19 protein-coding genes are annotated in these 17,859 nt (G+C 57.0%); 12 read left to right on the forward strand and 7 right to left on the reverse strand.

Annotated elements, in window-relative coordinates:
• Positions 1-14: 14 nt before the first annotated feature.
• From GRX64_RS12960 to GRX64_RS12970, 3 genes are all read right to left on the reverse strand, one after another.
• Positions 15-1,736, reverse strand: a complete 1,722-nt coding sequence (locus GRX64_RS12960) for a bifunctional protein-serine/threonine kinase/phosphatase (RefSeq protein ID WP_166267888.1) — start codon at positions 1,734-1,736, stop codon at positions 15-17.
• 62 nt (positions 1,737-1,798) lie between these two features.
• Positions 1,799-2,638, reverse strand: a complete 840-nt coding sequence (locus tag GRX64_RS12965) for a formate/nitrite transporter family protein (protein WP_166267890.1) — start codon at positions 2,636-2,638, stop codon at positions 1,799-1,801.
• Positions 2,639-2,679: 41 nt separating this feature from the next.
• Positions 2,680-2,844 (reverse strand): hypothetical protein, encoded by a 165-nt coding sequence (locus GRX64_RS12970; protein WP_166267892.1) that lies wholly within the window; start codon positions 2,842-2,844, stop codon positions 2,680-2,682.
• A 416-nt stretch (positions 2,845-3,260) separates the two neighbouring features.
• Between GRX64_RS12970 and GRX64_RS12975 the strand changes: the two genes are divergently transcribed.
• Positions 3,261-4,631, forward strand: a complete 1,371-nt coding sequence (locus GRX64_RS12975; protein ID WP_166267893.1) for a diguanylate cyclase domain-containing protein — start codon at positions 3,261-3,263, stop codon at positions 4,629-4,631.
• Positions 4,632-4,710: 79 nt separating this feature from the next.
• Positions 4,711-5,481: a spermidine synthase gene (locus GRX64_RS12980; protein ID WP_166267895.1), complete on the forward strand. Its 771-nt coding sequence runs from the start codon at positions 4,711-4,713 to the stop codon at positions 5,479-5,481.
• 258 nt (positions 5,482-5,739) lie between these two features.
• Here the strand turns inward: GRX64_RS12980 and GRX64_RS12985 are convergent, their stop codons facing one another.
• The gene (locus tag GRX64_RS12985) at positions 5,740-6,036 is read right to left on the reverse strand and encodes a hypothetical protein (RefSeq protein ID WP_166267897.1); all 297 of its coding nucleotides are present in this window, start codon (positions 6,034-6,036) and stop codon (positions 5,740-5,742) included.
• A 552-nt stretch (positions 6,037-6,588) separates the two neighbouring features.
• Between GRX64_RS12985 and GRX64_RS12990 the strand changes: the two genes are divergently transcribed.
• The 3 genes from GRX64_RS12990 (at position 6,589) to GRX64_RS13000 (ending at position 8,878) form a co-directional block, all read left to right on the forward strand.
• Entirely contained in the window at positions 6,589-6,732 is a 144-nt protein-coding gene (locus GRX64_RS12990; protein WP_166267899.1) for a DUF3096 domain-containing protein, read from the forward strand.
• A 142-nt stretch (positions 6,733-6,874) separates the two neighbouring features.
• Positions 6,875-7,792 carry an EamA family transporter RarD gene (rarD, locus tag GRX64_RS12995; RefSeq protein WP_166267901.1) on the forward strand — a complete coding sequence of 306 codons (918 nt, stop codon included), beginning with the start codon at positions 6,875-6,877 and terminating at the stop codon, positions 7,790-7,792.
• Between the two features lie 192 nt (positions 7,793-7,984).
• The gene (locus GRX64_RS13000; RefSeq protein WP_166267903.1) at positions 7,985-8,878 is read left to right on the forward strand and encodes a DMT family transporter; all 894 of its coding nucleotides are present in this window, start codon (positions 7,985-7,987) and stop codon (positions 8,876-8,878) included.
• A 29-nt stretch (positions 8,879-8,907) separates the two neighbouring features.
• Here GRX64_RS13000 and GRX64_RS13005 read toward each other — a convergent pair whose 3' ends face one another.
• Positions 8,908-9,615 carry a crotonase/enoyl-CoA hydratase family protein gene (locus GRX64_RS13005; RefSeq protein ID WP_166267905.1) on the reverse strand — a complete coding sequence of 236 codons (708 nt, stop codon included), beginning with the start codon at positions 9,613-9,615 and terminating at the stop codon, positions 8,908-8,910.
• A gap of 240 nt (positions 9,616-9,855) precedes the next feature.
• Here GRX64_RS13005 and GRX64_RS13010 point away from each other — a divergent pair, with 240 nt between their 5' ends.
• Both GRX64_RS13010 and GRX64_RS13015 read left to right on the forward strand, forming a co-directional pair.
• Positions 9,856-10,701 (forward strand): putative RNA methyltransferase, encoded by an 846-nt coding sequence (locus tag GRX64_RS13010; protein ID WP_166267907.1) that lies wholly within the window; start codon positions 9,856-9,858, stop codon positions 10,699-10,701.
• Positions 10,702-10,728: 27 nt separating this feature from the next.
• A complete protein-coding gene (locus GRX64_RS13015; RefSeq protein WP_166267909.1) occupies positions 10,729-11,121 on the forward strand; it encodes a DUF1499 domain-containing protein in 393 nt (130 codons plus the stop codon).
• Between the two features lie 167 nt (positions 11,122-11,288).
• Here the strand turns inward: GRX64_RS13015 and GRX64_RS13020 are convergent, their stop codons facing one another.
• Positions 11,289-11,891 carry a cysteine hydrolase family protein gene (locus tag GRX64_RS13020; RefSeq protein WP_166267911.1) on the reverse strand — a complete coding sequence of 201 codons (603 nt, stop codon included), beginning with the start codon at positions 11,889-11,891 and terminating at the stop codon, positions 11,289-11,291.
• A 340-nt stretch (positions 11,892-12,231) separates the two neighbouring features.
• On the opposite strand from GRX64_RS13020, the gene GRX64_RS13025 reads away from it, so the two are divergent.
• From GRX64_RS13025 to dgt, 5 genes are all read left to right on the forward strand, one after another.
• The gene (locus GRX64_RS13025) at positions 12,232-12,855 is read left to right on the forward strand and encodes a flavin reductase family protein (RefSeq protein WP_166267913.1); all 624 of its coding nucleotides are present in this window, start codon (positions 12,232-12,234) and stop codon (positions 12,853-12,855) included.
• Positions 12,856-13,032: 177 nt separating this feature from the next.
• On the forward strand, positions 13,033-13,926 hold the full coding sequence (locus GRX64_RS13030) for a chemotaxis protein (RefSeq protein WP_166267915.1): 894 nt from the start codon (positions 13,033-13,035) through the stop codon (positions 13,924-13,926).
• 133 nt (positions 13,927-14,059) lie between these two features.
• Positions 14,060-14,668, forward strand: a complete 609-nt coding sequence (locus tag GRX64_RS13035; RefSeq protein ID WP_166267917.1) for an ABC transporter ATP-binding protein — start codon at positions 14,060-14,062, stop codon at positions 14,666-14,668.
• The gene (locus GRX64_RS13040; RefSeq protein ID WP_166267919.1) at positions 14,668-15,468 is read left to right on the forward strand and encodes an ABC transporter permease; all 801 of its coding nucleotides are present in this window, start codon (positions 14,668-14,670) and stop codon (positions 15,466-15,468) included. The genes GRX64_RS13035 and GRX64_RS13040 overlap by 1 nt, the downstream gene beginning before the upstream one ends.
• Positions 15,469-15,595: 127 nt before the next feature.
• A complete protein-coding gene (dgt, locus tag GRX64_RS13045) occupies positions 15,596-17,146 on the forward strand; it encodes a dGTPase (protein ID WP_235937678.1) in 1,551 nt (516 codons plus the stop codon).
• A gap of 45 nt (positions 17,147-17,191) precedes the next feature.
• Here dgt and GRX64_RS13050 read toward each other — a convergent pair whose 3' ends face one another.
• The gene (locus GRX64_RS13050; protein ID WP_166267921.1) at positions 17,192-17,821 is read right to left on the reverse strand and encodes a LysE family translocator; all 630 of its coding nucleotides are present in this window, start codon (positions 17,819-17,821) and stop codon (positions 17,192-17,194) included.
• Between the last annotated feature and the right edge of the window lie 38 nt (positions 17,822-17,859).

Below are 17,859 nucleotides of genomic sequence, written 5' to 3' on the forward strand. Positions count from 1 at the left end.
GCCGGGCGCCGGTATCACTGAATGAGCAAAATCAGGATGATCCCGGCCAGGATAGTCGAGATACCTTGCCAAACGGCAACCGGGTTCCGCTCCAGCAGCGGCGAACGGGTTTTATTGAGGAACGTCTGATTGGGTTGGCGCAGGTCAAAGATGAACTCCGACAATTCCTGATAGCGTTTTTCCGGGTTGGGGTGGACGGCCTGTTTGAGCGTTTCATCCATCCAGGCCGGGATTTCCCGTTCCTCGTCCAGTACCGAACGGTAGGTCAGACGTCTTTGGGCTGCCGCGGTTCGGGCTTTCGCCACCTGGGTATCGTAGGGGAATCGACCGGATAGCATGTGGTAAGTGAGAACGCCCAATGAGTACAGGTCCGAACGCGATGACCCGAACTCGCCCATAAAATATTCTGGGGCCATATAGAGGGCGGTGCCCGGAATATCCGCTGTCTCATCGCCAGTGGCGGCCTCCACCAGACCCGCGACCCGGGCCGAACCAAAGTCGATAATTTTGACCGTGCCAGCGGTATCGATCATGAGGTTGTCAGGCTTGAGGTCCTGATGCAGTATTTCCATCCGATGCAGTGCATACAGCCCTTTGGCCACTTGCTCAATCAGGCCTCGCACGGTTTCAAGGTCCGGTTTGGGATTGTCGTTTAACCATTGCTTCAGGGTTTGCCCCTCAATGAATTCGGTGGCGGTATAGAGGTAATTGCGCTGACGCGTCTGTAATCCTGCTCTGAGCACGTGAACGCTGTTAACCCGTCTGGCAATCCATTCTTCCATCAGGAAACGCTCAAGGTAGTGCTGATCGGCCCGGAGGTCGATCGACGGCGTTTTCAAGATGACCTGAGTATTGGTTTCTTCATCTTTCGCCAGGTAGACGTGGCTGCGGCTGGTGGCGTGCACTTCCCGAATAATCGTATAGCCGTCGAAGCGGGCCCGGGGTTCCAGAAGGGGCGGGAAGGGTAACTGATCCATCTGCCGGTGAAGTTCGTTGGACGTTTGGTGGGGGACGTTGTCAACGCGGACAATCTGAATGCTGAGGTTATCATCGCTGCCGCCCTGATAGGCCCGGTCAACAATGCGTCTGGCGGCTTCATCCAGGTCTGCCAGGTGGTCGTGGATCGTGCTGATAATAAAGTGGGCGTCAATGTGCTCGTAGACACCATCGGTGGCGAGGATGAAGATATCCCCGGTGTTGACGGGTAGCGACTGATGATCCAGTTCCAGCAGCGAATCAACGCCCATGGCGCGACTCAGATAACTCTTCTCCTGGGAGACCCACAACCGGTGATCGTGGGTGAGCTGTTCGAGACCATCGCCCTGCATTCGATAGATGCGTGTATCACCCACATGAAACAGGTACGCCGTGGTGGACTTGATCACCAGGGCGCTCAGGGTGCAGACATAGCCTTTGTCTTTGTTGCAACGGTAGGGGCTGCTCCGGGTTTGGGAATGCAACCAGGCATTGGTGGCGGTCAGAACACGTTGTACCGAATGTTTGACCGACCAGGCATCGGAGGTGCAGAAATAGTCGTCCAGAAACGTTGTCACTGCGGTTTCACTGGCAACATCGCTGACATCACTGGAACTTATACCGTCTGCCATGGCAATGGCGACCCCTTTCAGACCCAATTGGGCGCCGGTAGGGATGCAGCAGCCGTGGAAGTCCTGATTAACCGCCTTGCGGCCTCTGTCAGAATACTGCCCAATGGATACTTTCAGGTGACCGCTCATAGTTTCCGTCCCACAAAAAACCCCAGCCAACAAGCGCTGGCTGGGGTTCGGGTGTCAATTCATCAGGCAGACACGCTCTGTGCAGAGCTGCTGGCTACTTTGCGCTTGGCTGCGGTGCGAACGTGGGTGGTGTACAGCGTAAGACCGGTGAAGGCCAGACCGCCGACCAGGTTCCCCAGCACGGTTGGAATCTCGTTCCAGACCAGGTAATCCATCACCGAAAAGTTACCACCCATGATAATGCCAGAGGGGAACAGGAACATGTTGACCACGGAGTGCTCAAAGCCCATGAAGAAGAACAGCATAATGGGCATCCACATGGCGATTACCTTGCCGCTCACGGAAGTTGAGATCATCGCACCGACGACGCCCATCGACACCATCCAGTTACACAGCATGCCGCGGATAAAGATGGTGAACCAGCCGGCACCGCCGTATTCGGCGTAACCCAGGGTCCGGGCTTCACCGACGCCGGCGATCTTCTCACCCACCGCACCTGGCTCAATGTTGAAGCCGTAGGTGAAAACAAAGGCCATCATGAAGGCAACCGTTAACGCACCGGCAAAATTACCGACAAAGACCAGGCCCCAGTTCCGCAATATAGCCTTGGGTGTGACACCGGGGCGCTTATCCAGTAAGGCCAGGGGCGTCAGGACAAATACCCCGGTCAGGAGGTCAAAGCCCATCAGGTAAAGCATGCAGAAACCGACCGGGAACAGAATGGCGCCGATCAGAAAGACGCCGGTTTGAACCGCGATCGTGATCGCAAAGACGGCGGCCAGTGCCAGAATGGCACCAGCCATGTAAGCCCGGATCAGGGTATCCCGTGTCGACATGTGAACCTTGGATTCACCGGCGTCCACCATTTTCGTGACAAACTCCGCAGGTACTAGATAAGACATATGCATTTCCTCAAGCAACGATAACGTTTTAATGACTGGTTTCAGGCCAGTGCCGTGCAGGCTTCGGTCGACTGACCCCACGGGTCGCGGGCGAGACATAAAAAAACGGCATGCCCACTCTCCCTGACTTGCAGGTAAGTGAGGACGCCGTTGTCCTGAGTGTATTCAGTGTTACGAGGCCCACGCTGGCCGGGACGATCATTCATCAAGAATCACCAAAGCCTATGCAAGCGCCGTGCCTATACGGCTAAATATTTAAAATATACTTTTATTTCATGTGCTTGGAGGTTTTCTTGATCGTGCCGGTGTAACCCCGCGGATGGGCGGTTAGTGTTGCATGGGCATCTGTGCTTCAAAACAATGCAGCGAAAACGGTCTTTGCTCCGGGAGAGCGCAGGGTGCGAAATCGATCCGGTGGCAACAGGAGTTTTGGGTATTTCAGGCCACAGAGTGTCAGAAGAACGGTGACTTGGTACGTCGGGGCAGGTCATGACAGTGCCCATTGTGCCGTGGTTGAGCGCGCTTAAACCGCCCGGCGGCGCACGCAGAGGATTTGGGCTCGCCTGCCTGCCGCACTCATCGTATAGTAAGCGAAACCGGACACGCCTCGATTTACGAAGTTATGAAAAACAAGCCTGTTATCCCTTACGATTATTTGATGGATCTGCTGCTGGATGCGGTGTGCGTCGTCGATATTGAAGGGGAATTCCTGTTTGTCAGCGCGGCTTGTGAGCGGATATTCGGATATAAGCCGGAGGAAATGATCGGCCGGTCAGCGTTCGAGCTTATGCACCCGGATGACCGGGCGAAAACCCGGCTGGTTGTCGAACACATCAATAACGGTAGTCTGGAATCCGATTATGAGAATCGGTACCTGCACAAAGAAGGGCATGTTGTTCATGTGATGTGGTCAGCCCGATGGCTGGCGCATGAACAGGTCCGTATCGCTGTCGCCCGTGACGTGACCAAACGAAAAGCGGCCGAAGCGACCAAATTCGCACTTTATGATATTTCGCGCATCGCCCATACGGTCACAGATCTGCCGCAACTTTATGTGGGTGTGCACCAGGTCATCAAGGCAATATTACCCGTTCACAGCTTTTTGATTGCCTTGAGCGAAGGCCAGAACAATTACCTGATGTTTCCTTACTGCGAGTTCGATGCTCGCTACTCTTCCGCACTCTCGGCGATGCCACCCAGTTCGCTGTGCCTGGAGGTTGTTCGTTCCGGTAAACCGATCTTGCTCACACGCGACAGTGCGAGCCAACTGCTTGCAACGCTGGGCTTGTCGGAGGCGTGTTGCCAGGAAATTCTGGCCGTGCCACTGACGGTTGACAATGACACGATTGGCGCCCTGGTGATTCAGTGCTTTGCCGGTGACCTGCACTACACCGAGCAGGATCGGGAGTTACTGCTGTTTGCTGCCAATCAAGTGGCAGCATCCGTTCAACGGGAGCAAACGAACGCTCGGTTGGCGCACATGGCCCAGCACGACCAGCTCACCAACCTGCCGAACCGGACCTTGTTTCAGGATCGATTGATGACATCGCTGATGCGAGCGCAGAGAGACGCTACCCAACTGGCGATTATTTTCCTGGATCTGGATAAATTCAAGGAAGTGAATGATACCTTTGGTCATACGGTGGGGGATGGTTTGCTGTGTGAAGTCGCTGACCGCCTGGGAAGTTGCGTGCGGGCTTCCGATACCATTGGCCGAATGGGCGGGGATGAATTTATTGTCTTGCTGGATAATATTGGCCATTGGGAAGACGCGATTATGGTCGCGAAGAAAGTGCTCGACTGCTTTTCGCCTCCTTTTGTGGTGGACGGTATCACTCTCCAAGTCAAGAGCAGCCTGGGTATTGCCATATACCCGGACCATGGCGAAGACAGCAAGCAGTTGATCCGGTTTGCGGACGAGGCGATGTATGAAGCCAAGCGCAGAGGTGGCAGTCAGTACAGCTTAACGCTTGATGCCCAAAATTCAGTCTGACCGACATGACTCACTTGCTTTGGATTGACTGCGCCTGAGCACTCCAGGCGTGGTCCACAGGCCAGGAAAGGTTGCTCACATGAATCGTTTTTTTTACGGTGAAATCATTCATCACGGTCGCGATGCCCTGGGGCCCATTCAGGTCATTGACTACCGCAAGCATCGCGTTCTTAGCTTCGACTCTGTTTTTGAGCAAAGCAAGATTGATCGCCGAAAACCTTACCTTCCCGTGCATGAATACAATCGCGCCATGATGCTGCCCGTGGCGTTTGCCGAACCCCGGAGTGTGACCGTTCTTGGCTTGGGCGGAGGTGTGTTGGCGAGTGCGTTGCACCACTTACTCCCGACATGCGACGTTCACGCCATTGAACTCAGGGAGGGCGTTGTGGATGTGGCGCGGGAATACTTCAGCTTGCCGGAAACAGCCCACATTCGCGTGACCATTGGCGATGCCCGTCAGGAGCTGGCCGCAGTGCCCGAGGCCAGCACCGACCTTATTCTGGCGGACCTTTACAACTCGGACCGAATGAGTCCGGCGCAAGCCCAGCGATTATTCATTAAACAGTGCAGCCGGGCCTTGTCTCCCCGTGGCTGGCTGGCGATCAATTACCACCGGCCGCCTGATGAAAACGGTGCGTTGTTCCGGGAGCTGCAAGGGCAATTTGCGGTATTGCTCCGGTTCAAAAGCAAGACCAATAACACCGTCCTTTTTGGCAGCAAGCAACCGTTTGCCCCGTTGCACCCAAGCGACCCTCATCTGCTGGAACTCGAAAAACGGCTGCCCATCGATTGGGCGGGGATGATGGCCAAGGTGGTGAGATTGGGAGAGTGGGGGTCAACCGAGCGGTAAGCCAATGCGTCGCGCCCTGATACCACCTGGCCACGCCCGATGTTTAGCGATCCCCGCTCATTCTGATCACAAACGGCCATCGGCAGATCGCTTAATGGCCGTGTGGACCTGATGGAGCCGCTGCTGTTTGGCAACTCCAGAGTGTTCAAAAAGACCGGATGAGTGGAAGCATGACCACTAAGAATTGCCTACAAGATCGCAGCCCCCTGATAAGTGAGGCGCAATGGCCACGGGTTCCGGTTGTCGCAATAGTCCTTTTTAGTTCCGGCAATCAGCGCACAACTTAAATTCACCCGTTGGCGCGCCTGTGAATGTAAACCGGCGGCTTTTATTGCAGGCATCGCAGCGCTCAATGAGTGGGGCGCCTGCTGAGTTCTTCTGCGGTTCATAGCCTTCGGCTTCCATGGCCATCAAAAATGGGGTGATTACTGGGTCAGTGATTGCTTGAGTACTTTTTGCGTGAGGCACCCCGGCCATTTTTTCAGCAGAAATAGTGGCATTGAGACGGTTTCTCGCTTTGCGGACAGCTTTTTCAGTAAGCGCTACAGGTGTCATTGATTTTTCCTCTTCAGGAACCGGACGTGGTCACAACGTCGTCCTGGTATCCGCGTTTTGCACTGTGGTGATATTCCGGTTGCTGCATAGGCACACGGGGGATGACGTAACAGAGCATGAAGTATTCTGAAGAGGGTACGTCTTTAAACGGCCTATAGTTTCACCAGGGTGACCGAAATTTTCGGAATGTTCGTCGTATTCGCGCCCGGTAGGATTCGCCGGCCCTTGAACGAGGGATTCAATCGCAAGTCACACCGGACTGTGATTGCCATGCCTTCTCAGCTTGATGGTGATCTCGTCGGTACAACGTCCTCATTCGTCTAAAAAATAGGTCCCTGATCCTGCTTTTAACAGATTAATCAGAATCTTGGATTTTGCACACGCACCAGCGCGCTGGACGGCAGGATCACTGGTTGAGTGGTGGCGGACGTTTACCCCGAACCACCCTCCTAGCGTTTTTTGCCAGACCGGTCACAACCGGAATCTGGTATGGTCATGGCTGCGGTCATCTTGGCCGTCTATTTCATCGTTTATGGTACGGAGAGACATGCTATGACGCTTCATCTTGAACTGGCACCATTAATCAGCCTGGGTGCGGGCATTGGCATTCTGGTTTTCCCGCGCTTGCTGAATTACATCGTGGCAGGGTATCTGATTGCTTTGGGTGTGCTGGGACTGCTGGGTCGCGGCCTCTAAAATCAGTGTGGCCCCGGTGGTGTCTTGGCCGGGGTCTTGTTGAATCTGTACCGGTTCGAAGCGATCGAACTGTCCCGGTTATTCGTTTCCCCGCTGTGTTACGTTACCGGTCTTTGCCTGCGAAACCACTGTCGAGACCACTATGAAGCCTGCTATCCCGGAAGCTGCCAAGGGCGTCGCCTATGGCCTGGGCGCTTACACGATGTGGGGCTGCTTTCCGCTTTTTTTCGCTCTGTTTGAGGGCGTGCCAGCCTACGAAATACTCATTCACCGGATCATTTGGTCGAGTATTTTCCTGGCCGTAGTGATTACATTTTTACGGCGGTGGTTGCCGGTAAAAACGGCGCTGTTACATCCGAAAAAGTTGGGTCGTGTCCTTGGGTGCGCGGTACTGATCGCAATCAACTGGGGAATCTATATCTACTCGGTTGAAACCCGGCAGGTATTGCAAGCCAGTCTTGGTTACTTTTTGACGCCTTTGGTGAATGTGGCGCTCGGCATGCTGGTCTTGCGGGAGCAAATGGCGCGGCTGCAGGGTATCGCCGTCGTGTTGGCGGGCGTGGGTATTTTGATTCAACTGGCACTATTGGGCAGCGCACCCTGGATCAGTCTGGTGCTGGCGCTCAGCTTTGGCACCTACGGATTGTTGCGCAAGCAGGTGGCGCTGGATGGGCTGTCCGGGCTGTTTGTCGAAACCTTGCTGCTGTTGCCGGTTGGACTGATGGCTCTGGCCTGGCTGGATGCCGCCGGTGCTTCTCATTTCAGCGCGGAGACCATCACCACAGTGTTGCTGGTGACCAGCGGTGTTGTCACCGCTTTGCCACTGCTGGCCTTCGCCGGTGCCGCCCGACGCTTGCGGCTATCCACAGTGGGCTTTCTGATGTACATCAACCCCACCATGCAGTTCTTGATAGCCTTGCTGGTGTTTCATGAGCCGCTGAGCCACGTTCAACTGGCCAGCTTTGCCATGATCTGGACGGCGCTGGCATTGTATTCCTGGTCCGCCTGGCGATCGCGCCGGGTGGAGCCGACCGCGGGTGTGGCCAAAGCTGGCGTTTAATGGCCGGCCCAAGTCTTTGGATTGTCGTCTGCGCCGTCGATAGGGTTCACCCGGGCTGCACGACAGTGTCCTGGTCTGGATGCCGTCGGTAGTCCGGTACGTTGTGGCACTGGCCTGACCGGTCACTCGACGGGCCTATTGCAAAATGCGGTGCCGTATTTTCTGTTGTACACACGCCAAAGGGAGTATTTCGTGCGATCCGCATTCTCAACCTATTTTGTGCCGGCCTTGTTTGTCTGGCTCTGGAGCACAGGTTTTATCGGCGCGAAGTATGGCTTGCCCTATGCTGAACCCTTTACTTTGCTGCTTTACCGGATGCTGTTCACGTTGGTGCTGCTGGGGATTCTTGTCTGGGTAATGAAAGCAACCTGGCCGTCCTGGCAAGGGGTCTGTCATACCGCCGTCACGGGCGTCCTGGTGCACGGCTGTTATCTGGGCGGGGTTTACTATGCCATCAGCGGCGGTATGCCCTCTGGTGTGATTTCACTGATCGTGGGATTACAGCCGCTGGTGACCGCACTGGCGGCGATGCTGATCCTGCGCGAGTCGGTCGGCGGGCGTCAGTGGGTCGGGTTATCCCTCGGTCTGGTCGGGGTGAGTCTGGTGTTACTGGAAAAAATGGGCACCGCCGCCGGGGTGGATGGCTTTCCGCTGTGGACTTTGTGGTGGGCCGCACTGTCCCTGGTCGGCATTTCCGTGGGCACGGTGTACCAAAAGCGCCACGGCGAGCGTATTGAATTGCTCAGCGGCGCGTTTATTCAGTATTGCGCCGCCGCTACCTTCTTTGCCATCGGCGCCTTCGCCCTGGAGTCCCGTAATGTGGTCTGGGATATTCAGTTGCAGCTTTCCATGGCCTGGTTGGTCATGGGGGTGTCCATTGGCGCGATCCTGCTGTTAATGCTGTTGATACGCCGGGGCGCCGCCTCGCAGGTTGCCAGCCTGTTCTATCTGGTGCCCCCGGTGACGGCGCTGGAAGCATTCGTGTTGTTTGATGAGCGGTTGGGTGTGCTGGCCATGTGTGGCGGAGCGCTGTCGATCACCGGTGTGGCACTGGTCGTGACCCAGCGTAAACCCGCCGCCGATTAACGCGCCGCCGGAAATGGCGGTGCTGGACACTAGTGATCCAGAAACTGTTGTTGCCAGCCAATCAAATCTTCATCAAAGGCTTGTCGCATGGCCTCAAGCGCTGGGCGCCGGACGCGGGATTTGGTTGCTTGAAAGGCGGCGGCATCAAGCTTCAGCAATCGCTCGGCCCGGGAGCGGGCCTCTGTTTGCAGCGTGTCGGCCGGAGTAAGCTGGTCTAAAAATCCCGCCTCCAGGGCCATCTGCGGTGAATAGGGTTCCGCAGTGCATACGGCTTGCGTCAGATGCGCCGGTGACAGACGTTGACGGCACACTTCAACAAACACCTTAGGGACGGTCAGTCCTACAATCAGCTCATTGACGTGGAATTTAGCGCCCTGATCGACCCCGATCCGAATATCGGTGCTCAGCAATAGAAAGGCGCCCATGGCGACCGCGTGTCCATTACAGGCCGCTATGACCGGGCGAGGAAATGTCATCAAACGTTCGCTCAACTGGGCGCCGGCCTCAAGCATTTCGACCAGTTCGGCTTTGTCCCGCTTAAACACCGCCAAATCGAAACCACCGGAAAAAATGCTTTCACGGCCGGTCAGGATCACCACGGCCCGGTCGGCCTCCGCTTGATTCAGGGCCCCGTTGAGTGCCTTCAGCATGGCGACGCTCATGACATTGGCTTTGCCATCGTCCATTACGAGGGTGGCAATGCCATCGGTGAATTGGTAATTGACGAGCTCACTCATGGTCCAATCCTTATTCAAGTGGGTGACGAATCGATATTATTGTAGTTGGCACGGCCCGGAACATCGACGGCTCTGGTCAACAACATTCCCCGGCCAAGGAAAGCTGGGTAAACTGGCCCCCAATTTTGCTACCTTACGCGGCCTGTGGTTCTGTTTTCAGTTGCGCTGACGTCCCGCACTGTGGGCCCGAGGTGGATCGTGATAGCGCATTCACCGCGTTGGATACTTGGACTTTTTGTTATGACGATCTCTCCCTTTGCGTCGCTGGCCTGTCCTCTGGATGGCGGTGTTCTCTATCGCGATGGTGCGGTCTGGCGCTGCGAGGCCGGCCACAGTTTCGATATTGCCCGGCAGGGCTATACCCACCTGTTACCGGTGCAGAAGAAGAAATCCCTGGCCCCGGGCGACAGCAAACAGATGGTGGCGGCACGCCAACGGTTTCTGGCTGCGGGGTATTATCAGCCCATTGCGGAGGCCGTGAGCCGAACGATAGTCAGCGAACTGGCGGCCAATACGACGCTCAGCTGTCTCGATGCGGGCTGTGGAGAAGGCTATTACCTGCGCCAGTTGGCGGCGGCCACCACTGAAACTCAAACGCTGGCATTGCTTGGGCTGGACATCTCTAAATGGGCGGTGCTCGCAGCGGCAAAACAGAACCAGCATGCGGCCTGGGTCGTCGGCAGCAATGCGAATCTGCCCATACAGTCGGCATCACTGGATCGGATTTTGTGTCTGTTTGGTTTTCCGGTTTATGCTGAATTTGCTCGGGTACTCAAACCGGGTGGAGAGCTGGTGCAGGTAGATGCAGGGCCGGATCACTTGCGGGAATTGCGCGAAATTATCTATTCCAGTGTTACCGTGGCCCGGGCGCCGACCGAAGAGGCTCCGGAGGGCTTCCGGGTCCTGTCGACAGAAACGATTCGCTACCCGCTGGCACTTGACCATCCGGAGCAAATTGCCGACCTGCTGGCAATGACGCCACATCTATACCGGGCCAAGGCCGAGGGTCGTGAGAAAGCCGCCGCGCTGGATGCTCTGGTGGTCACCGTGGATGTAAGACTGAAGCGCTTGGCGCTGGCGTTGTAGATCATCAATCAAGGAAGGGAGAGTGCTATGTTCGCAGGAAAGAGACCAACAATCATTGGGGTTCGGGATCGACAGCTTGCTGCCTGTCCGTCAAAGCCAAACTGTGTCAGCAGCCAGTCGGAAACGCGTCGTCACCACATAAAGCCGTTGGCCTACCGTGGTTCTCCGCAACAAGCCATGAGCCGGCTTAAAGGCATCGTCAATGCTCAGCCAGGCAGTCAGCTCATTGATGAAACGGAGGGTTACCTGTATTTCGAGTGCCGGTCAAAGCGGCTGGGCTTTGTGGACGACCTGGAATTCTATTGCCAGCCAGACCGTCAGTGCGTCCAGGTACGCTCCGCATCCCGGCTGGGGTTCTCGGATATGGGAGTTAACAGAAAGCGGGTGGAAAGCATTCGACGGCAGTTTGAGGGCGTTTGAACAAGCACCGGAACGGGCGCGATGTCAGGCGCCCATCCGGCCCTGTCGCGCCCCCAATGTCCCAGAGGCCTGTGCCGTTTTAAAAACAAGATAAGCGACTCACACAGAATCCAGGCCGCGTCAGCGCGGCTGGGTCAGGGAGCTGTGCGGCGGCTGATACCGATTCGTTACAGCGGCAGGTCATCCACCGAATCCACCACGGCGGCGTACAGATCACGGGTCGATGCCAGTGCGCCTTCGTGAACCGCTTGCGCAGACAGTACCTTACCTTTGACGGTCTCAAGTGGACGGGTTGCGGTTGCGCTGGCAACGACGGTTGGGGCGTATCCCAGGTTGAAGCCACCGTGGGCCGTCGAGTTCACACACATGTGGGTCATGAAACCGGCCAGTACGATGTTCTTGACGCCCTTGGCTTGCAGTTGTTCATGGAGGTCGGTGGCGACGAATGAATTCGGGTAGTTTTTGGTGATGACCGGTTCACCGTCTTTGGGTGCGACGTCGTCGGTGATGGCGCCGATTCGGGCGTTCACGTCGTATGGGGAGCCTTCACCGCCATCATGGCGAATGTGAAAAATGGGGATCCCTGACGCCCGGGCTTTTTCCAGCAGTTTTTTGGCTTCCCCGAGCGCTTCCTCAACGCCCTCAAGCTGCATGACGCCCTCGCGGTAGGTGTTTTGGCAATCGATCATAATGAGTGCCGAGTCCGAGAGGTGGCAGGGTTGATGACCCAAGCCATTGAGGTCGCGCAGGGTTTCGGATGCGGTGGCCATGGTGATTCTCCGTTGCAGAATTAGGGGTAACAGGTGAGTTGACCACAGGGGCTGGGACCCCTGGAATAGGACGAAAGATGTATTTTTATCGTCCATCCGGCGAGCGGATTCCACGCGGGCGATGCGGCCCTTGCCTTACTTCCTGAAATCTTGGTGGTCTTGCCGCCAACAGCCTGCCTAATGTTGCCTATACTGTTTGCCTCGGATTTGGGTAAGCTTTGAGGGCGGGAAGCTGACCGGAGAGCCTCTCACACACAAGCTTTAACATCCGTGCGGCGCTGTATGCCATGATGAACCGGCCTCGATTGAACTGGCCCACCACCGCGTTTGGGGAAACACAATGTCTGACAGTAGCTATTTTTATGAGCCCGTCCAGGGTCACGGATTGGCCCACGACCCGTTCAATGCGATGGTTGCGCCTCGTCCGATCGGCTGGATCTCGTCTCAGGATCAAGAAGGGGTGCTGAATCTCGCACCCTACAGTTTCTTTAACGCGTTCAACTACCATCCACCGATCGTTGGCTTCTCCAGCGTTGGTTACAAGGATTCGGTCCGCAACATTGAAGCGACGGGCGAGTTCTGCTGGAACCTGGCGACGCGCCCGCTTGCACAAGCGATGAACGAGACCAGCGCTATGGTGGCGGCCGGTGTTGACGAATTTGCCCTGGCCGGACTCACACCGAAACCGTCCCGGGTTATCTCGGCACCCCACGTGGCCGAAAGCCCGGTGGCTTTTGAGTGCAGGGTGACACAAGTGCTGCAGCTTGCAGGCGCAGACGGTCAAGTGGTTGACACCTGGATGGTGTTTGGCGAGGTGGTGGGCGTGCATATCGCTCAGCACCTGCTTAAAGACGGCATCTATGATACCGCCGCCGCCGAACCGATTATGCGTGGCGGTGGACCGGCGGATTATTTTGCGGTGTCAGCCGACCAGCGGTTCCAGATGCACCGACCGACCCGCTAGCGTGGCAACGGTGTGTGAGCGGCGCAGCCAACCGGTCGCGCGGGGCTGGTTGACGGTGTCGAAACCGTGGCCGGACGCCAGTGCCGATTGGCTGTTATAAAACATCTTCAGGCTTTACCCGGTCACCGCAGCCGCATTATGTCTTACCAGGTCTAACCAACAGGAGCGCGGACGTTCATGCCGACCCGAAGTAATCACGCCCAAAAGCTCTTACTCTTTGGCCTGTATGGCCAGAAACAGTTTGCCATTGGCACGTTGAAAATCCGGGAGATTGTGCGGTACTCGCGTTTGAGCCAGTTGCCTTACAGCCACGCTTCGGTCATGGGAACCCGAATGTTTCGCGGGTCGGCCGTGCCGGTGATCGATATGGCGGCAGCGGTCGGGTACCCGCCGCTCAGCGAAGAAGAAAAGCAGAACAGCTCGATTATAATTACGGACATCCAGCGCAAGGAAATTGGCTTTGCGGTCCGGAGTATTAACCGGATTGTGGAAGAAGACTGGAAGAACGTCATGCCGCCGCCGGCCGCTTTGGGTAATCGGGCGTTTTTGACTGGCCTCATCCACGTGGAGGGCGCCATCGTTCAACTGCTGGATGTGGAATTGCTGCTGTCCCTGGTATACCCGAGTGCGGTTGACGCCCAAAACGTGGTGTTGACGGATGTTCAGCGGGAGGTTCTGAAAGCCTTGCGAATTCTGTTGGTGGATGACTCCCAGGTGGCTCGAAAACAGCTGTCGGATGTATTGGACGGCAAAGGCATTCCCTATCAAGTCACGACCAATGGCCGTGACGCTCTGGACATCATGCTGTCGTCAGCTAGAAATCAGCAGGATATTGATATTCTGGTCAGTGATATTGAAATGCCCGGGCTGGATGGTTACGAACTGGCGTTCACAATGCGAGACAATGCTGCGCTGCAACAACCTTACATCATCCTGCATACGTCACTGAACAGCGAAATGAGTGTTAGCTACGCGCGACAGGTCGGCGCCAATGAGGCGCTCACCAAGTTTGATGCCGACGAGCTGCTGCAGGCTATGCTTCGGGGCGCTGAGCAGCGGCGTGGATCCTGAGGAGAATGCCGGTATCGGATACCCTGGGTGGATATGGGCTGAGCTCTGGCCACTGCAGGGGCCGGTACAGGGTCTGTTAGGGCCGATAGTGGGCGTCTGTTCGTCACCTTGATCTGGAGTGAGTGTCCGCATCATGAGGGAATCTTTCGGCAGCTTGCGCCTGGAGCAGGTGGCGGTCGGGGCATTGTCCGATATCACATTGACGATCCCGCCGACCGAGGTGGTTTGCCTGTCCGGGCGGTCAGGCAGCGGCAAAAGCCGTTTGCTTCGCGCCATCGCGGATTTGGACGTGCACGCCGGTCGGGTCTGGCTTGGCGAGACTGAACAAAGCGCCACGCCAGCCCACCTCTGGCGCCAGCAAGTCATGTTGGTGCCGGCCGAGAGCCAGTGGTGGGCCGAGCGAGTGGAAGATCACTTCCCCGTTGCAACGGTGATGGACGGGCTGGCAGAGCTGGGCTTTGAGCCTGATGTCATGGGGTGGTCGGTCAGCCGGCTCTCTTCCGGGGAGAAACAGCGTTTGGCCTTGTTGCGTGCCATGGCGCGGAGGCCAGCGGCGCTGCTGCTTGACGAACCAACGGCCAATCTGGACCAGGAATCGGTGGCGGCGATGGAGCGCTGGTTGCTTGCCGCTGTTCGCGAGCGCCAACTGCCGGTGCTTTGGGTGGCGCACACACCGGATCAGATTCAACGGGTGGCCCAGCGTCATTTTCGCCTGAGTGGCTCATCGCTGGAGGCGCAGTAATGGAAGTCATTGACCTGGCGTGGTGGAAGCTGGCCCTGGCGGCCTCAATGATCCTGGTGTTGGCGGTGTTCGTTCATCTGGGCCGCCTGGGCATTACCCGTGGTTTGTTGATTGCAGCCATCCGAACCGTGATTCAGTTGTCCTTGATTGGCCTGGTGCTGGAAGCGCTGTTTGCCGTTTCCGGCTTCGGTTGGATTGCGTTGATGGCGACCGTGATGCTGCTGGTGGCGGGCCGGGAGGTGATGTCCAGGCAGCAGCGCAAACTGACCGGCGGCTGGGCGTTTGGTATCGGTACCGGGGCAATGTTTTTGTCGTCCTTCACCGTGACGGTACTGACTCTGATTGTGGTGATTGGGCCGGAGCCCTGGTATGCCCCACAATACGCCATTCCATTGCTGGGCATGATGCTTGGCAATACCATGAACGGTGTGGCCTTGAGTCTCGACCGGTTGACCGAGTCGGTGTGGCGGCAGCGCAGCGTGATTGAGAATCGGTTGATGTTAGGGCAGACCTGGCGGGAGGCAGTAGGGGATATCCGTCGTGAGGCTATGCGCAGTGGCATGATTCCGTCGATCAATGCCATGGCGGCGGCCGGCATTGTCAGTTTGCCCGGCATGATGACCGGGCAGATCCTCGCTGGCAGTCCCCCGTCAGTGGCCGTGAAGTACCAGATTTTGATTATGCTGACGATTGCCATAGGCACCGGTTCGGGCGCTTTGATGGCGGTGACATGGGGCAGCCGCCGGCTGTTCGACGATCGCCAGCGTCTGCGCCTGGACCGGTTGCTGGAGCCTTCGTGATGGCGTCGGGGGCCCGCAAAACACTTGAACGATAGCGGGTCCGTATTGGGCGTCAGAACGATGACAACGTAATATACACTCCGCAGTTAAACACGGTAGGGCGGACCACTTTGGAGCGGCACAATTGATGGCGGAACACCTGATGGGTGAGAAACAGGACATAGACTTTTCCAATCGCTTTTCCATACAGCGGCCTTACAACCGGCAGGCAAGCGAAGAAGGGGTGGATCAGTACAGCCTGCTGCACTGTGGTATCCAGAAACTGGAAGACCAGTTGGAAAGTGACCGCGGGCGCATCATCAATTCGGCGGCCGTGCGACGCCTGCAGCAGAAAACACAGGTCTTCCCGCTGGAGCGCAACGCCGCCGTCCGCAGCCGGTTAACCCATTCCCTGGAAGTTCAACAGACCGGCCGCTTTATCGCCCGCACGATATTCCGCAAGCTTGGCCCCAGGGCTGCCGACTTTGGGTTGGCGGGCTTGGATCACGCGACCGAAACCCTGGTGGAAATGGCCTGCCTGATGCATGACATTGGTAATCCGCCGTTTGGCCATTTTGGTGAGGCGGCCCTGTCGCGCTGGTTTGCAGAACACGTTCGGGAACTCACGCCATTTCAGGACGACGGGGCGGGAGACGCACTGACCTCAAAGCTGGTGCTGGAACTGCAATGTTTTGAAGGCAACGCCCAGGCCATTCGCCTGATCAGCCATTTGCAAAAATTGAACCTGACGTTTGTTCAGGCGGCCGCTGTCTTCAAATACACCCGGCCGGCCACCGAGCCAAAACCGGACCGGGAGGCGCCGCTGGCCTACCTGCAGAAAAAACCCGGCTACTACTTCTCCGAGTCCGCGTTTGTGGCTTCCATGCAGCAGGCGCTGGCCATGGCCCCGGGGCACCGGCACCCACTGGCCTATGTGATGGAAGCCGCAGACGATATTTCTTATTGTCTGGCGGATCTGGAAGACGGTGTCGACAAGGGCCTGATGACCTACCCGGTTCTGGCGGACGCGCTGAAGGCAACGTTCCTGGCGTCGCGGCCGAAAGACGGCAACGACGCGCTGTTTGCCGGGTCTGGCGTAGCGAAATCGTTTGGTGACATTGTCGATGAGGCGCTGGCGTGTGCGGGGCGGGAGGCGATCAGTCAGGAGCATGAATTCTTTGTCTGGCTAAGAGTGGGGTTGATCCATCCGCTGGTTAACCATGCCGCTCAGGCATTTATCGATCATATTGAGCAGGTGTATCACGGCCGCCTGAACCGTGCCTTGCTGGAAGACGATTCACCGTGCCACAGCGTGATCGCAACGTTTAAACAGGTGGCAGTTGAGCGGGTGTTTTCGGTGCCGGAAGTCGAAACACTGGAACTGCAGGGCTACCGGATTATTACCGGCCTGCTGGATCATTATAAGCCATTGCTGACACTGTCCATGGCCGACTTCGAACGCCTGCTCGCCGGTGAACAGAAAGGCCTGCTGGTGGAGAGCCGGCTCTACAAACGTCTGCCCAAGAAGCACGTGAACGCGTATCTGACGTTAAAAGACGCGCTGCCATCCGGTGGCGCGCCCAACGTGTGGGAACGTTACTGTCGGTGTCGCTTGTTGCAGGATATGATCAGCGGCATGACCGACCAGTTTGCCCTCGACGAATTTCGGGCGCTGTCCGTGATGGACGGCCAGATTTAATCGATAGGTCCACCGTGCCGCAGGTTGCCGCGTGGTGACAACGCGTCAGCCGAAGGCCAGCCAGGCGCCCACCAGCACCATCAAACTGCCCGCCACACGGTTAATGACCCGAACGCCGCCGCCCTGGCGCAACGCCTGACGCAATTGTCGTCCGCCATGGGCATACAGTTGCAGGCACACAAACTCCAAGCCCAGAATGATGAGGATCAACGCCGTCAGCTGGGGCCCGATGGGCAGTGTGCTGTCAATGAACGGTGGCAACAGCGCGATAAAAAATGCCCAGCCCTTGGGGTTGGCGATCGCCGTCACAAAGCCCTGGGTCGCAAGCTGGAGCCGGGACGTACTTACAGACGCCGTGTCATCCTCTGGCATCGCCATCTTGCCCCGGGAACGCCAAAGCTGGAGGCCCAGCCAGGCCAGATAGAGCCCTCCGGCGTATTTGAAGAGAGTGAACGCGGTCGGGTATTTGAGCATAAAGGTTGCGACGCCAACCGCCGCCGCCGTCGCAACGACTGCAACGCCCACAAGCTCGCCCGCCATCATCCAGAGTGCTCGCTTTACCCCAATGGTAATACCCAGAGACAGCGCCAGGGTCATGCACATGCCCGGCGTAATGGAAACCACGAAAAAAGTCGGAATAAAGGCAGACAACAGCTGCAAGTTGAGAGATAACACGCTTAAACACTCATGCCAAGGGTGACGGAAATCGGACG

It is taken from the genome of Marinobacter caseinilyticus (assembly GCF_011074955.1).
GTDB classification, from domain to species: domain Bacteria; phylum Pseudomonadota; class Gammaproteobacteria; order Pseudomonadales; family Oleiphilaceae; genus Marinobacter; species Marinobacter caseinilyticus.

What these genes read in the sequence shown, in the direction of transcription:
- GRX64_RS12960 (WP_166267888.1), bottom strand. Translation starts at nt 1,736, where the DNA reads ATGAGCGGTCACCTGAAAGTATCCATTGGGCAGTATTCTGACAGAGGC.
- GRX64_RS12965 (WP_166267890.1), bottom strand. Translation starts at nt 2,638, where the DNA reads ATGTCTTATCTAGTACCTGCGGAGTTTGTCACGAAAATGGTGGACGCC.
- GRX64_RS12970 (WP_166267892.1), bottom strand. Translation starts at nt 2,844, where the DNA reads ATGAATGATCGTCCCGGCCAGCGTGGGCCTCGTAACACTGAATACACT.
- GRX64_RS12975 (WP_166267893.1), top strand. Translation starts at nt 3,261, where the DNA reads ATGAAAAACAAGCCTGTTATCCCTTACGATTATTTGATGGATCTGCTG.
- GRX64_RS12980 (WP_166267895.1), top strand. Translation starts at nt 4,711, where the DNA reads ATGAATCGTTTTTTTTACGGTGAAATCATTCATCACGGTCGCGATGCC.
- GRX64_RS12985 (WP_166267897.1), bottom strand. Translation starts at nt 6,036, where the DNA reads ATGACACCTGTAGCGCTTACTGAAAAAGCTGTCCGCAAAGCGAGAAAC.
- GRX64_RS12990 (WP_166267899.1), top strand. Translation starts at nt 6,589, where the DNA reads ATGACGCTTCATCTTGAACTGGCACCATTAATCAGCCTGGGTGCGGGC.
- rarD (WP_166267901.1), top strand. Translation starts at nt 6,875, where the DNA reads ATGAAGCCTGCTATCCCGGAAGCTGCCAAGGGCGTCGCCTATGGCCTG.
- GRX64_RS13005 (WP_166267905.1), bottom strand. Translation starts at nt 9,615, where the DNA reads ATGAGTGAGCTCGTCAATTACCAATTCACCGATGGCATTGCCACCCTC.
- GRX64_RS13010 (WP_166267907.1), top strand. Translation starts at nt 9,856, where the DNA reads ATGACGATCTCTCCCTTTGCGTCGCTGGCCTGTCCTCTGGATGGCGGT.
- GRX64_RS13015 (WP_166267909.1), top strand. Translation starts at nt 10,729, where the DNA reads ATGTTCGCAGGAAAGAGACCAACAATCATTGGGGTTCGGGATCGACAG.
- GRX64_RS13020 (WP_166267911.1), bottom strand. Translation starts at nt 11,891, where the DNA reads ATGGCCACCGCATCCGAAACCCTGCGCGACCTCAATGGCTTGGGTCAT.
- GRX64_RS13025 (WP_166267913.1), top strand. Translation starts at nt 12,232, where the DNA reads ATGTCTGACAGTAGCTATTTTTATGAGCCCGTCCAGGGTCACGGATTG.
- GRX64_RS13030 (WP_166267915.1), top strand. Translation starts at nt 13,033, where the DNA reads ATGCCGACCCGAAGTAATCACGCCCAAAAGCTCTTACTCTTTGGCCTG.
- GRX64_RS13035 (WP_166267917.1), top strand. Translation starts at nt 14,060, where the DNA reads ATGAGGGAATCTTTCGGCAGCTTGCGCCTGGAGCAGGTGGCGGTCGGG.
- GRX64_RS13040 (WP_166267919.1), top strand. Translation starts at nt 14,668, where the DNA reads ATGGAAGTCATTGACCTGGCGTGGTGGAAGCTGGCCCTGGCGGCCTCA.
- dgt (WP_235937678.1), top strand. Translation starts at nt 15,596, where the DNA reads ATGGCGGAACACCTGATGGGTGAGAAACAGGACATAGACTTTTCCAAT.